Origin of the sequence: Flintibacter hominis (genome assembly GCF_014287965.1) — a bacterium.
Taxonomy (GTDB): domain Bacteria; phylum Bacillota; class Clostridia; order Oscillospirales; family Oscillospiraceae; genus Lawsonibacter; species Lawsonibacter aceti.
The window spans coordinates 39,757-53,088 of record NZ_JACOPO010000009.1; the positions used below are offsets into that span (position 1 = coordinate 39,757).

A 13,332-nucleotide genomic window follows, 5' to 3' on the forward strand; every position below is an offset into this window, starting at 1 on the left:
CTCTCTTATTCCAAGGGGCCGCGGTAACCCGCAAGCCCGCCGAGATTAGATGCCTGGCAGCCCATGGCCCGGAGCGTGGAGCAGGCCTGGGCGCTTCTGGCCCCACTGTGGCAGTAGACAAAGACAGGCCGGCCTTTTGGAAGGGGGACGGCCCCTAACTGGTCTAAGGGCAGATTAATGGCCCCAGGCAGATGGCCGGAACGAAACTCCTCCGGAGTGCGGACGTCCACCAGAAGGGGGTCAGACAACTGGTCTAACTGGGTCAGTTGTTTGGCAAGCCGCCTGCCCGGCAGAAAAAAATCAAAGGGTCCCATGGAAACGCCTCCCTAGAACTTATTGAATATAATTTATCCCGGTGTGGGAAAAAATTCTGTGACAAGGTCACCGTATGGACAAAAATCACTGAAAAACAGGAGAAAGGGAAGAAAATCTTTCCCCTTCCGCATAGACTAAAGGGAGAGGGGGCATCGCAAGTGGAGCAGAGAATGGAAATGGTCGGCGGTGGGACGCTGCTCCTTCGTCAGGAGGGGCCTAGAGTACGGCTGGAGGCGGAGCGCCCATCTGATGGAAGGGGACTATATAAGGTATGGCTCCACGGCGACCGGGGTGGAAAGCTGCTGCTGGGAACCCTGGTTCCTGAGGGAGACCGCCTGCGATTGAGCCGTACCTTGAGCGTTGGAGAACTGGAGCGGGCAGGCTGTTGGCCCGACTTCCGGGTCGAAGCGCCGCTGGCCTTTACCTTTTCTGAGGAGAGGGGAGGGCGGTGGTACTGTGAACAGCATCCGGACCGGCTGGTGTCCGACCCGGTGCTCCGAGGGCAGCTTCGCTCCCCTATGCCATGCCGAAGGGGGCGGGAAGGATTCTGGCTGGCCGCGCCCTTCCGTACAAATGCGCCGGTGCCGATGAACGCCCTGTTTTGTCTGGCCCGCCTGGAGCGGCTGGAGGGCGGGCCTCACCTGGTCTGGGAATTTGATGGGGAGGGAAGACCAAAGAGGCCGCATAATCGGGAATGAACAGGGCAGACTAACTTCCAGTACGGGGATCTCCCCAAGAAAAAGGAGGAACATCTATGCCCAATCTGACCACAAAAGAGCTGGCGGGCCTGTCCGACCAGCTGGACTTCGAGCGGGTGCTGTACAGCAAGTACCAGACCGCCGTCCAGGAAACAACCGACCAGGAGCTGAAGACCTGCTTCCAGAACCTGGCTGGCCAGCACCAGCAGAATTACACCTGCCTGCTGAAGTATCTGCACTAAGGAGGACGAGAGTATGAACGACCAGGAACGCATTACAGATTTTCTGAATAGTGAGAAGAAAATGTCCCTGAACTACGGTATTTTTGCCTCTGAGTGCGTGAGCGTCCCCTTGCGGGATGAGTTCCTCAAGCTGATTAACCAGAGCCACCAGACCCAGACCCAGCTGTTCACCACAGCCCAGAGCAAGGGCTGGTACAGCCCCGAACAGGCGCCCCAGGATAAGATTAGCCAAGCTTACACCAAGTATTCAAACCAACAGCCCACCGTATAAGGAAGCGGAGGGAGGGACTAAGCACAGTCCCTCCCTCTTGCAGATTGACCAGAAAAATCCTGCAAAAAAGGATTGACAAACGGGCTGTCTAGGTTTACAATAATATCACCAGCGGAGGATGCTGCCGCGGGGAGAGCCTGTTGGTTCTGGCAAAAACGAAGAAATTGGATTTTATTTTGGTACGGTATAAAGTCAATTCTATACGTTAGCCATCCCGCGGAAACGGCCGAAGCTTTGGAAATATTCAAAGTTGGCTGTCAGTCTGCGGGCATTTTCATGCTGGCGGCGATACGAATGAGAGAGGAGGCGTGCGGAATGAATCAGCGAAATCATTATGTAACTCAGGGCGGCTCCTATAGCTGCAAGCGATGGCGACATTCTGTGCGCGGATATTGGACCTGACAGTCCGTGCATCCACAACATATTGGAATGTTGGCTCCATCGTTTGCGGCGCAGGCGGTGGTATTTTTATACCTAATTTTAGAAACAAGGAAGGAGGTGTCCGCATGACGATGCCTAAGCGTGAAGTGAACAATATCTGGTCCCGTGTCCGTGCCGACGTGGACGTGGATGACTTAATCTTTGAGTATGACAGATATCACTCCTATGAGGATGGTGATTCGTGCAGTGATCGGTGACCGGGGAGTGCATCCCCATGCCGCGGGGAACAAGCGGCAGAAGGCCGCAGCAGGTTTGAAAAGACCATGCTGCGGCTTTTTCTGCTCTTTGTTAAAAAGTAAGAGGAAGCGATACATCTGGAAAGAGCGCCCCCGGATAGAGGGAGAGGGAGTGAAAAACGCAGAATAATTCTTGATTGAGGTCTTGCTTTATGGGAAAAATTATACTAAAATAGCGGTAAGCGTTTTTTAGATGGCGGCTGAAATTGTGCCGCGCGATGATTTTTTGATTTTGTACCGCGCAAAAAAAGCAATACGGAGGTCGATCAACATGAGAAAAGTAAATATTACGGAGACCGTACTGCGTGACGCCAACCAGTCCCTGATCGCCACTCGGCTGCCTTACAGCAAGTTCGAGCCCATCCTGGAGACTATGGACAAGGCTGGCTTCTACTCCGCTGAGGTCTGGGGCGGCGCTACCTTTGACGTCTGCCTGCGCTACCTGCAGGAGGACCCCTGGGAGCGGCTGCGTAAGATCCGTGCCAAGATGCCCAACACCAAGCTGCAGATGCTGCTGCGTGGTCAGAATATCCTGGGCTATAAGCATTACCCGGACGACGTAGTTCGTAAGTTTGTGGAGTACTCAGTCAAAAACGGTATCGACATCATCCGTATTTTCGACGCCCTGAACGACGTGCGTAATCTGGAGGTCGCCATCGACGAGGCCGTCAAGCAGGGGGCCCATGCCTCCGGTACCATCTCTTACACCACCAGCCCGGTCCACACCCAGGACACTTTTGTGGGCATGGTGAAGGATCTGAAGAATATGGGTGCTTCCTCCATCTGTATCAAGGATATGTCCGGTATTATGGGACCCCAGGAGGCTTATAATCTGGTGTCTGCCATCAAGGACGCCGAACCGGATATGCCTGTTGTCATCCATACCCACTGTACCACCGGCTTGGCCTTCATGACCTATATGAAGTGTGTTGAGGCGGGCGCCGATGTGTTGGACTGCGCAATCTCCCCCATGTCCGGCGGTACCTCCCAGCCTGCTACCGAGACCATGGCCTATGCTCTGCGGGAAATGGGCTTCCAGGTGGATCTGGACGACAAGGTGCTGATCAAGATGGCTGACTTTTTCAAAAATGTCCGGGCTGACTTCCTGAAGGACGGCACTCTGGACCCCATCTCGATGGCTACCGATACCCAGTGTCTGAACTATCAGATCCCCGGCGGTATGCTGTCTAACCTCATCTCTCAGCTGAAGATGATGAACGCCATTGACAAGCTGGACGAGGCTTTGGCCGAGACGCCCAAGGTCCGTAAGGATCTGGGTTATCCTCCTCTGGTTACCCCTACCAGCCAGATGGTGGGTTCTCAGGCTGTGCAGAACGTTCTGGCCGGCGAGCGCTATAAGGTGGTAGGCAAGGAGATCAAGGCATATTGCCGCGGTGAGTACGGTCGTACACCCGCCCCCATTGATCCAGAGATCCAGAAGAAGATCCTGGGCGATACCCCGTTGGTGGAAGGGCGCTATGCTGACACCCTGGAGCCCGTCTTTGAGAAGACCAAGGCGGAGCTGGGCGCCACCGCCAAGAGCGATGAGGATGTGTTGTCCTACATCGCCTTCCCTCAGGTGGCCATGGCCTTCTTCAAGGACCGGGAGGCTGGCTTCCCCAAGAAGGAGGAGCCCAAGAAGGCGGCCGCTCCCGTTGCCGCCAAGGCCCCCGAACTGCCCCCCCTGCCTGCCTGGCAGGGTCATGTGTACTACACCGGCGTGTCCGCTCCCGCGGGCCATGGCTATACTGCCCGCCCCATCGAGCCCTTCGCTGCTTCCTATCAGCCCCCCCACCTGGTAATGGGCGCTCAGGGCGGCGACTGCACCGGAACCTTTACCATCACCATCGACGGCAAGCCCTTCCAGGTGGCCGTTGAGCGAGCTGACGGGGCTGCTCCCGCCGCGCCTGTGGCGGCTGCCCCTGTGATTGCTGCTCCCGCGGCCGCCCCTGTGGCTGCTCCTGCCGCCGCTCCCGCTCCCGCCCCAGCGCCTGCTCCCGCTGCGGCTCCTGCCGCCGCCGTGGCCGCCGGTGAGACGGCAGTCAAGAGCCCCATGCCTGGCAACATTTTTAAGGTGGAGTGCTCTGTGGGCCAGTCCGTGAAGGCAGGCGATGTCCTGGTGGTTCTGGAGGCCATGAAGATGGAAATTGAGGTTTCCGCACCTGCGGATGGCACGGTCAAGGCTGTTTCTGCTGCGGTAGGAACCGCCGTCAATACGGATGACCTGCTGGTCGTCCTTGGCTGACCGGTTAAAAGAATAGGAACTGGGTGAGAAGCAAGGCTTCTCACCCAGTTTTTGCTTGCTGGCAGTTAACGGATTTCTGGCTTGAAAAAGGCGCTGTTTTCGTGGTAAAATAAGAAAAGCTGTATGGACATTTTGTCCTGCGGACAGGCAAGGAGGCACAGAAATGAAAGGTATCGTTCTAGCGGCGGGGAAGGGGACCCGCCTTTATCCCATGACTAAGCCGGTGTGCAAGCCCCTGCTGCCGGTCTATGACAAGCCTCTGATCTATTATCCAATCGCCATTTTGATGCAGGCAGGCATCTCTGACATTTTGGTTATTGTGCCTCCCGGAGAGATTGAGACCTTTGAGGCCCTGCTGGGAGATGGCAGTCAGTATGGAACCCGTATCTCCTTTGCGGAACAGCCGGTGGCCCGGGGTATCGCCGACGCGCTGCTGATTGGCCAGAGTTTTGTGGGGAACGACCGCGTCTGCCTAGTGCTGGGGGACAACATCTTCTATGCCCCCACATTGGCGGCCACTTTGAAGCGGGCGGCTGCCAACGACCGGGGTGCCACTGTCTTCGGCTATTGGGTAGAAGATCCCCGCCCGTTTGGTGTAGTGGAGTTTGACAAGGACGGCAGGGCGATTTCCATTGAGGAAAAACCTCGCTATCCTAAGAGCAACTACATTGTACCGGGGCTCTATTTCTACGACCACCAGGTTATGGAGATCGCTCGCCACCTGAAGCCGTCCGCTAGGGGAGAGTTGGAGATTACCGATGTGAATCTGGAATATCTCCACCGGGGGGAACTTCAGGTCATCCCTTTGGAAAAGAACTTTACCTGGCTGGACGCCGGTACCGCCGACAGCCTTTTGGAGGCGGGACAGACCATCCGCAATATCCAGGATACCACTGGGCGCTATGTAGGCTGTCTGGAGGAACTGGGCCTTTACGAGGGCTGGATCACAGAGGAGCAGGTCCATACTATTGGCAGCGAGCTCTCCATGACTCTGTATGGGAAATATTTACAGTGCCTGTAAGGAAAAAGCGGACTGTTTTTGGGGAGGATAGAGGATATCATGAAGGTAAAAGGCGCGTATTTCAGCCCGTCCGGAGGGACCCGGCGGGCTGTGGAGCTGATTTGCGGCCTGTTTGGCCCCGCAGAGCTGCTGGACCTGGGCGGCCGGGAACGGAGCGCCGCCCACTATGGACCGGACGAGCTGCTGGTGCTCGGCCTGCCGGTGTATGCCGGGCAGATGCCTGCTATCCCCGGACTGCTGGATGGACTTAGGGGAGAAAACACTCCCTGTGTCATAGTAGCCGCCTACGGGAACCGACACTATGACGATACGCTGGCCCAGATGAAGCGGCGGATGGGGGCACAGGGGTTCCGATGTGTAGGCGGGGCGGCTGTCGTCACGCCCCACATCTTTGCCCCTACCCTTGGAGCGGGCCGGCCTGATGAAGAAGATATGGCTGTTTTGACGGAGTTTGCCAGGGGAGTTAGGGAGAAGCTGGATCAACTGAGCTGGGCAGAGGCTGACGTTCCAGGAGATCCAGAGCCCGTACCCAGGCCCGCCGTTCCAGTGAAGAAGGACCGGGATTGGGATATCTGTCTGGGCTGCGGTTTTTGCGCCCAGGTCTGCCCAACAGGGGCCATGGACCAGCAGACACTGCTATGGGATATGTCCAAATGTATCAGTTGTATGGCCTGCGCGGCCCGGTGTCCCGTGGGGGCGCTTGGGTATAACAGTTCGGCCCTGGCCAGCCGACTGACGGAGAAATTTTCTCAGCGGCGTCCGGTGGAGATATTTCTGGATGGGGAGGGCTGAGAGCCGATGAAGCATATCCTCATGCTGGCCACCGGCGGCACCATCGCGTCCAAGGAGAGCGGGCGGGGGTTGAGTCCTGCCATTACCTCAGAGGAGATATTGAGCTATGTCCCCAGTCTGGGCAGCCTGTGCCGGGTGGAGGCTGTCCAACTCATGAACCTGGACAGCACGAATGTTGGTCCTGCCCATTGGCTGGAGATGGCCGGCGCCATCCGGGAGCGATACGACCGGTATGACGGTTTTGTGATCACACATGGCACCGATACCATGGCCTACACTGCCGCCGCGCTATCCTATCTGATCCAGGCTTCCCCCAAGCCTATCGTTATCACAGGCTCCCAAAAATCCATTTGTCTGCACGACACTGATGCCCGGATGAACCTGTATAACAGCTTCCTCTATGCGGCGGATGATGATTCCCACGATGTCAGTCTGGTCTTTGATGGAAAAGTCATCCTAGGCACTCGGGCCCGGAAGGAGCGGACCAAGAGCTATAACGCCTTTTCCAGCGTGGATTATCCGGAGATTGGCGTTATCCGAGATGGCAAGCTGATCCGCTACCTGGCGCCAAAACAGTATATGGATGGGGCGAAGCCCACCTTCTATGACAAGCTGGAGGAGCGGGTATTGCTGCTTACCTTGATTCCCGGCATGGGAGCGGAGGGGCTGCGGCGGCTGAGGGACAGCTACCAGGCGGTCATCCTCCAGTCCTTTGGGGTGGGCGGACTGCCGGGCGGGGAGAGCGGCCCACTGGCCCAGGCTATTGGAGAGTGGCTCGACGCTGGGAGGACCATCGTGATGATGACCCAGGTGCCCTATGAGGGCAGCGATATGGCGGTCTATCAGGTGGGCCAGCAGGTCAAGGAGAAGTTCCAACTGCTGGAGGCATATAACATGACGTTAGAGGGGGCCACCGCCAAGCTTATGTGGGTGCTGGGCCAAACGCAGAGTCCGGAGGGGGTCAGAGCCCTGTTTTATCGGCCGGTGTGCCATGACCTGATTTGTTAAATAAATATCAAATTTTGACGGAAATCTTGCGCATTTTTCGTTAAAAATTGCAAAAAATGTGATTATTCGACAAGAAAATAGCAAGATATGAGAATCCAAAAATCAGCTAGATATGGCAAAATATCTGTATCAGTTGGAGGTGCCGGCTTGGGCTTTTTCCGCCGTTTCTCGACTTTGGTGCTGATCCTGCTGCTCATCCTTCCGCTGGCGCCGGTCCAGGCGGGGGCGGAGGATGCGTCCCAGGTCAATACTACCACAGTTCTGTTTACCCACGATCTCCACTCCCATTTTCTGCCCCAGGCGGATGGAACGGGAGGGGAATCGGGGGGCTATGCCCGGCTGAAGACTGCCCTGGACCGGGAGCGGGAGAACTATCCTAATGCTCTGGTACTGGACGGAGGGGATTTCTCCATCGGGTCCCTGATCCAGACGATGTACACCACTCAGGGAGCGGAATTACGGACCATGGGTGCCCTGGGTTATGATGCCGCTACCGCCGGCAACCACGAGTTTGACCACGAGGGGACGGGCTTTGCTCAGATGCTTAACGCGGTGGTCCTCAGTGGGGGACCCTCGCCGGCGCTGCTCATGTCAAATTACAAGCCGTCTCCTGAAAATCCGGATCAGCTCAATATCCAGCGCGCCATGGCGGCATACGGAGTTCAGGATTATATGCTGCTGGAGCGGGGTGGCGTGACCTATGGCATTTTCGGATTGATGGGAGAAAATTCCGCCGCATGTGCCCCCGCCTCTGGCTTTGTTCTGGGCGATGTGGAGGAAAATGCCCGGCGGTGCGTGGATGCCCTGAAGAGCCAGGGGGCGGAGTTCATTATTTGCCTGTCCCACAGTGGGACCAACGAAAAAAAGAAGCTGTCTGAGGATGAGCGGCTGGCCGAAGAGGTGGAGGGTATTGACCTTATCATCTCTGGCCATACCCATACCACTTTGAAAGAGCCGCTGGTGGTTGGGGACACCTATATCGTATCCTCCGGTCCTTATTGTGAGAATTTGGGCTCCATCACTCTGAATTGGTCAGCGGAAGGAAAGGAGCTGGCCGATTACCGGCTGATCCCCATCGACGAGACGATGCCAGAGGACGGGGAGATATCGGCTCTAGTGGAGGAGTGGAAGGGGCTGGTGGAGGGCGGCTATCTGTCCCGGTATGGTTTGTCTTATGACCAGGTGCTTACCACTCTAGACTTTGACCTCACGGCCCCAGAGCCCGGCATACAAACTGGAAACGCCTTAGGTGAGTTGGTAGCGGATTCCTTCCTGTGGGCGGTGGAGAATTTAGAGGCCGACGTACCGGATGGGCCTGTAGTGACTGTTACGGCCGACGGGGTCCTCCGTGCCCCACTGTACGCCGGAGAGGTCACCACCTCTATGGCTTTTGATGTGCTGTCCATGGGCGTGGGAGCGGACGGGACCTCAGGTTATCCCCTGGTGTCCTGTTATCTTACCGGGAAAGAGCTGAAAGCGGTCGCGGAGGTGGACGCTTCCGTCACCCCCATCATGCCGGTTGCCCAGCTCTATATGGCTGGAATGGAATATTCCTTCAACACCCACCGGATGTTCTTCAACCGGGTGACTGAGGCGCGCATATACCAGGATAAAAGCCGGACTGAGAAAGCACCGGTCCTGGGAGGCGGGACTTCGGCGGAAGACATGGGCTTCTCCGTGACACGGCAGGAGCGTGAATACACAGAGATAGACGACGACCAACTCTACCGGGTAGTCACCGGGATGTACTCGGCCCAGATGCTGGGTACCATCCAGGAACGATCTTTTGGGTTGCTATCGATTGAGCCCAAGGACGAGAACGGCCAGCCTGTCACCGACTTCACCCAGCGTATCATTTACGACCAGTATGGGAATGAGGTAAAGGAGTGGTACGCTCTGGCGGCCTATCTACAGTCCTTCGCAGAGGATGGATTGCCTGAACGCTATTCAGGCCCGGATGGGCGGAAGGATGTCAGCCAAAGCTGGAATCCGGTCGAGCTGCTGAAACGTCCTAACTGGATCACACTGGTGGCGCTGCTGGTGCTGATCCTGGTCGCTGCCCTGGTGGTCGTTTTGGTCCGCTGGGCAGCGCGGCGCCAGAGAAACCGACGCTATGGTGGGCGTGGGCACCGTTGGAGAAGAATGATGTGATCCCCGCGGCAGGGGCCGCGTAAAATAAGGAGTTTGGGCGCCGGGGGGATCCCGGTAAACAATTCAACAAGGAGGATCCGCAGTGAAGAAGTATGAGATCGCAAAGAAAAAGACGCTGACACCAGAGATCGGCCAGATCTCGGTGTACGCGCCGCTGGTAGCCGCAAAAGCAAAGGCTGGTCAGTTCATTATCCTGCGCGTGGATGAGGAGGGGGAGCGTATTCCTCTGACCATCTCCAGTGCGGTGGATGGGCTCATCACCGTCATTTACCAGAAGATCGGCGGCACGACTTTGGCTTTGGACGAGCTGAACGAGGGCGACTGCCTCCACGACTTTGTGGGCCCTCTGGGACAGCCTACTGAGGTAGAGGACCTGGGCCGTGTAGCCGTTCTGGGCGGCGGACTGGGCTGTGCCATCGCACTGCCTGTGGCCCGAGCGCTCCATGAGGCCGGGAACCAGGTGGACCTGATCGGCGGCTTTAAGACTAAGGATATCGTCATTCTAGAGGAGGAGATGAGCCAGGCCTGTACTGACCTGCACATCTGCACCGACGACGGCACCTACGGCTACCACGGTTTCGTCACCGGAAAGCTGGAGGAGCTCATCAACAGCGGGGTCAAATTTGACCATGTATTCGCCATTGGCCCCCTGATGATGATGAAATTTGCCTGCAAGCTGACAGAAAAGTACGGCATCCCTACTACCGTCAGCATGAACCCCATCATGATCGATGGTACCGGGATGTGCGGCGGCTGCCGGCTCACTGTGGGCGGCGAAGTGAAATTCGCCTGTGTGGATGGCCCCGACTTTGATGGCCATAAGGTTGATTTTGATGAAGTTATCGCCCGCAACGCCACTTATAAGGAACATGAGGCCAAGGCGAAGGAGAAGCATCTCTGCCGCCTGGGAGGAGGTGCCATGAATGGCTAATATGCAGATGAACAAGACTCCGATGCCGGAGCAGGAACCCAATGTCCGCAACGCCAATTTCCAGGAGGTGGCTCTGGGCTACACCATGGAGCAGGCTCAGAACGAGGCACAGCGGTGCCTGAACTGTAAGAATAAGCCCTGTGTCAGTGGCTGCCCGGTGGGCATTCCCATTCCTGACTTTATCGCTAAGGTGGCCGAGGGAGACCTGGCAGCCGCCTATCAGCTTCTGTCCGACGCCAATGCCCTGCCTGCCATCTCCGGCCGGGTGTGCCCCCAGGAGACCCAGTGCGAAGGCAAGTGTATCCGTGGCATCAAGGGTGAGCCCGTGTCTATCGGCCGCATCGAGCGGTTTGTGGCCGACTGGGCTGCCGCCAATGGCATCGCCAATGTGGCCACCGCACCCAAGAATGGACACAAGGTGGCGGTCATTGGTTCCGGCCCTGCCGGCCTGACCTGTGCTGGTGAGCTGGCCCGCATGGGCTATGACGTGTCCGTGTTCGAGGCCTTCCACACCCCTGGAGGTGTTCTCAGCTACGGCATCCCCGAGTTCCGTCTGCCCAAGGCCATCGTGAAGCGTGAGGTGGAGAACCTCCAGAAGATGGGGGTAGACATCGAGCTAAATATGGTGATCGGCAAGGTATTGACCATTACGGAACTGTTCGACATGGGCTATGAGGCTGTTTTTATCGGCTCCGGCGCCGGATTGCCTATGTTTATGAAGATCCCTGGAGAGTCCCTGGTGGGTGTGTACTCCGCCAATGAGTACCTGACCCGTATCAACCTGATGAAGGCATATAAGCCCGATGCCGAGACACCCATCCTTCACAGCAAGAAGGTGGCTGTGGTGGGCGGCGGCAACGTGGCCATGGACGCCGCCCGGTGCGCCAAGCGCCTGGGAGCCGATGTCCATATCGTATACCGTCGCTCTGAGGCGGAGCTCCCAGCCCGTGCCGAAGAGGTCCACCACGCTAAGGAGGAGGGCATCGTATTTGACCTGCTCACCAACCCTGTGTCCATTGAGGGAGATGAGAAGGGCCATGTCCAGTCCATCACCTGTGTCAAGATGGAGCTGGGCGAGCCTGATGCCTCCGGCCGCCGCCGCCCTGTGGTCATCGAGGGCAGCGAGTTTAAGATGGAAGTGGACGCGGTCATTATGGCCCTGGGCACCCAGGCCAACCAGATGAGCTATGGGGATACTCCCGGTCTGGAAAAAACCAGAAAGGGCTGTGTGGCGGCGGACGAGAACGGCTGTACCTCCTGCACCGGCATCTTTGCCGGCGGTGACGCCGCTACTGGTGCCGCAACGGTCATCCTTGCGATGGGGGCGGGCAAGAGTGCCGCCAAGTCCATCGACCAGTACATCAAGAGCAAGGGCTGATCGGGCCCAGCAGACAGAAAAAAGGACCCGGCGCTGTCATTCGACAGCGCCGGGTCCTTTTCTTGTTTGGAACAGACGGGAGAGAAAGGGCGCTTACAACTTAAAATCCTCATCCGTGAGTACCGAGGTGGCCAGTTTGGTGGGGCGGGGAGGAACCCGACGAAGGGGGTCATACTGAAATGAACGGCAGTGTGAGCTGGGGGACATAATTCCCCGCTTGGGACAGGCCACCTGGTCCTCGTTCAGCGTGCGGCCGTGGGCGCAGTAGGCGCATCTGGGCTCGATTTTCTTTTGAAACAAATTCATGGCGGGCCGCTCCTTTTTTCATCTTGCCCATATTATAATACAGATTTTCCCCTTTTTCCACTGCTTTTTTTTAGCACATACAGAGCCAGGGCAAAAAAGACCAGCCACATCCCCCAGGCCCAGGCGGCCGAAATGGTGAGAGCACGGTGGAAGTCCAGGGTAGCAATGGCCTCGGTCTGTTCCACCAGGTAGGAGGCGACGGATATTTCCTGGGGAAAGAACCAGAGCAGCCCGCCTATGAGGGCGGCGGACAGAGCGCCGTGGAGCAGCTTCCCGGCCACATAGGTGCGCAGGGACAGGCCGCTGTCCCCCAGAAAGGCCATGACCTGGCAGTGGACAGACACTCCTGCCCAGCCCAGCATGAAGGCGGCCATGGATAGCCGGCCGGTCAGGGCCCCATCCGTGAGGGAGGACACACCGGAGGACATCTCCAGCAGTCCAGTGAGCAGCTTCTGGGCCCACTGTTGGGACAGGCCAAAGGGGGAGAGAAGGGTGGACAAAAGAGCGGATGAGGTAGACATAAGACCGGAAAAGGTGAAGATACGAATGGCAACCGTAAAGAAAAGGATGAAAGCGCAGATGTTGAGGGTGGACTGAAGTGCCCCGGTGACAGAACGGGTAAAGGCGGCGGGAAAACTGGTGGCCTGAAATTGTGGCCCAGCCTGCCTCCAACGGCGGGGACCTTCCTCCGACCGGTAGAATCGGAAGAGTAACCCAATGAGAAGGGAGGCGGCCAGATGCGCGAAATAGAGCATGAGTCCCGCTCGGCCGCTGCCAAAGATTCCAGTGCCCACCACTCCCAGAATAAAGGCCGGACCGCAGTTGTTGCAGAAGGCCAGCATTCGTTCCGCCTCCGTTTTGGAGCACTGGCCATTCTCATACAGGCTGATGGCTGTTCTGGCCCCCACAGGGTAGCCGCCCACAAACCCCAGGGCTAGGGCGGTAGCGCAACTGCCATTGACCCGAAACAGAGGGGCCATGACTGGCTCCAGAAGCCTGCCAAGATAGCGGGACATTCCAAGTTCTACTACTAAGGAGGACAAAACGAAGAATGGAAACAAGGAGGGGACGATGACATTGGCGCACAGCTTCAGTCCATCCTTCATGGCCCCCATGGACTGCTGTGGCCATACCACAAGGGCGGCGGCGGAAAGGAGCAGCCCCAGACCGAGCAGAATGTCCCTGTACCTTTGCTTGCCCAAAATCCGACCCAAAACTATCACCTCCCGGAACAAAGCATATGGCTGAAAGGGGAGAAGGATGCCTGTCCTGAAAAAAATGTTTCAAATCGAGGGGT

14 protein-coding genes are annotated in these 13,332 nt (G+C 57.4%); 11 read left to right on the forward strand and 3 right to left on the reverse strand.

Going from position 1 to position 13,332, the window contains the following annotated elements:
• Positions 1 to 5 precede the first annotated feature (5 nt).
• A complete protein-coding gene (locus H8S11_RS11710) occupies positions 6 to 314 on the reverse strand; it encodes a rhodanese-like domain-containing protein (protein WP_186853250.1) in 309 nt (102 codons plus the stop codon).
• Between the two features lie 159 nt (positions 315 to 473).
• On the opposite strand from H8S11_RS11710, the gene H8S11_RS11715 reads away from it, so the two are divergent.
• The 11 genes from H8S11_RS11715 to gltA all read left to right on the forward strand — a co-directional run bounded on the left by H8S11_RS11715 (position 474) and on the right by gltA (position 11,729).
• Positions 474 to 1,013: a hypothetical protein gene (locus H8S11_RS11715; protein WP_147571973.1), complete on the forward strand. Its 540-nt coding sequence runs from the start codon at positions 474 to 476 to the stop codon at positions 1,011 to 1,013.
• 56 nt (positions 1,014 to 1,069) lie between these two features.
• Positions 1,070 to 1,255 (forward strand): spore coat protein, encoded by a 186-nt coding sequence (locus H8S11_RS11720; protein ID WP_147571972.1) that lies wholly within the window; start codon positions 1,070 to 1,072, stop codon positions 1,253 to 1,255.
• A gap of 13 nt (positions 1,256 to 1,268) precedes the next feature.
• Positions 1,269 to 1,526 carry a spore coat protein gene (locus H8S11_RS11725; RefSeq protein WP_147571971.1) on the forward strand — a complete coding sequence of 86 codons (258 nt, stop codon included), beginning with the start codon at positions 1,269 to 1,271 and terminating at the stop codon, positions 1,524 to 1,526.
• Positions 1,527 to 2,032: 506 nt separating this feature from the next.
• Positions 2,033 to 2,164 (forward strand): hypothetical protein, encoded by a 132-nt coding sequence (locus H8S11_RS14105; protein ID WP_262670409.1) that lies wholly within the window; start codon positions 2,033 to 2,035, stop codon positions 2,162 to 2,164.
• A gap of 310 nt (positions 2,165 to 2,474) precedes the next feature.
• Positions 2,475 to 4,448 (forward strand): pyruvate carboxylase subunit B, encoded by a 1,974-nt coding sequence (locus H8S11_RS11730; RefSeq protein WP_186853251.1) that lies wholly within the window; start codon positions 2,475 to 2,477, stop codon positions 4,446 to 4,448.
• A gap of 163 nt (positions 4,449 to 4,611) precedes the next feature.
• Complete coding sequence (gene rfbA, locus H8S11_RS11735) at positions 4,612 to 5,469, forward strand: glucose-1-phosphate thymidylyltransferase RfbA (RefSeq protein WP_147571969.1); 858 nt, start codon at positions 4,612 to 4,614, stop codon at positions 5,467 to 5,469.
• A gap of 39 nt (positions 5,470 to 5,508) precedes the next feature.
• Entirely contained in the window at positions 5,509 to 6,261 is a 753-nt protein-coding gene (locus H8S11_RS11740; protein WP_186853252.1) for a 4Fe-4S binding protein, read from the forward strand.
• Positions 6,262 to 6,267: 6 nt separating this feature from the next.
• Positions 6,268 to 7,269: an asparaginase gene (locus H8S11_RS11745; RefSeq protein ID WP_186853253.1), complete on the forward strand. Its 1,002-nt coding sequence runs from the start codon at positions 6,268 to 6,270 to the stop codon at positions 7,267 to 7,269.
• Positions 7,270 to 7,416: 147 nt separating this feature from the next.
• Positions 7,417 to 9,420, forward strand: a complete 2,004-nt coding sequence (locus H8S11_RS11750) for a bifunctional metallophosphatase/5'-nucleotidase (protein ID WP_243201043.1) — start codon at positions 7,417 to 7,419, stop codon at positions 9,418 to 9,420.
• An 82-nt stretch (positions 9,421 to 9,502) separates the two neighbouring features.
• Entirely contained in the window at positions 9,503 to 10,351 is an 849-nt protein-coding gene (locus H8S11_RS11755) for a sulfide/dihydroorotate dehydrogenase-like FAD/NAD-binding protein (protein ID WP_147571965.1), read from the forward strand.
• Positions 10,344 to 11,729 (forward strand): NADPH-dependent glutamate synthase, encoded by a 1,386-nt coding sequence (gene gltA, locus H8S11_RS11760; protein WP_186853255.1) that lies wholly within the window; start codon positions 10,344 to 10,346, stop codon positions 11,727 to 11,729. Before H8S11_RS11755 ends, gltA begins: the two co-directional genes overlap by 8 nt.
• Positions 11,730 to 11,822: 93 nt before the next feature.
• Here gltA and H8S11_RS11765 read toward each other — a convergent pair whose 3' ends face one another.
• Together H8S11_RS11765 and H8S11_RS11770 are read right to left on the reverse strand one after the other, a co-directional pair.
• The gene (locus tag H8S11_RS11765) at positions 11,823 to 12,035 is read right to left on the reverse strand and encodes a hypothetical protein (RefSeq protein WP_147571964.1); all 213 of its coding nucleotides are present in this window, start codon (positions 12,033 to 12,035) and stop codon (positions 11,823 to 11,825) included.
• A 32-nt stretch (positions 12,036 to 12,067) separates the two neighbouring features.
• The gene (locus H8S11_RS11770; protein WP_366461178.1) at positions 12,068 to 13,258 is read right to left on the reverse strand and encodes a nucleoside recognition domain-containing protein; all 1,191 of its coding nucleotides are present in this window, start codon (positions 13,256 to 13,258) and stop codon (positions 12,068 to 12,070) included.
• Positions 13,259 to 13,332 lie beyond the last annotated feature (74 nt).

What these genes read in the sequence shown, in the direction of transcription:
- H8S11_RS11710 (WP_186853250.1), bottom strand. Translation starts at nt 314, where the DNA reads ATGGGACCCTTTGATTTTTTTCTGCCGGGCAGGCGGCTTGCCAAACAA.
- H8S11_RS11720 (WP_147571972.1), top strand. Translation starts at nt 1,070, where the DNA reads ATGCCCAATCTGACCACAAAAGAGCTGGCGGGCCTGTCCGACCAGCTG.
- H8S11_RS11725 (WP_147571971.1), top strand. Translation starts at nt 1,269, where the DNA reads ATGAACGACCAGGAACGCATTACAGATTTTCTGAATAGTGAGAAGAAA.
- H8S11_RS14105 (WP_262670409.1), top strand. Translation starts at nt 2,033, where the DNA reads ATGACGATGCCTAAGCGTGAAGTGAACAATATCTGGTCCCGTGTCCGT.
- H8S11_RS11730 (WP_186853251.1), top strand. Translation starts at nt 2,475, where the DNA reads ATGAGAAAAGTAAATATTACGGAGACCGTACTGCGTGACGCCAACCAG.
- rfbA (WP_147571969.1), top strand. Translation starts at nt 4,612, where the DNA reads ATGAAAGGTATCGTTCTAGCGGCGGGGAAGGGGACCCGCCTTTATCCC.
- H8S11_RS11740 (WP_186853252.1), top strand. Translation starts at nt 5,509, where the DNA reads ATGAAGGTAAAAGGCGCGTATTTCAGCCCGTCCGGAGGGACCCGGCGG.
- H8S11_RS11745 (WP_186853253.1), top strand. Translation starts at nt 6,268, where the DNA reads ATGAAGCATATCCTCATGCTGGCCACCGGCGGCACCATCGCGTCCAAG.
- gltA (WP_186853255.1), top strand. Translation starts at nt 10,344, where the DNA reads ATGGCTAATATGCAGATGAACAAGACTCCGATGCCGGAGCAGGAACCC.
- H8S11_RS11765 (WP_147571964.1), bottom strand. Translation starts at nt 12,035, where the DNA reads ATGAATTTGTTTCAAAAGAAAATCGAGCCCAGATGCGCCTACTGCGCC.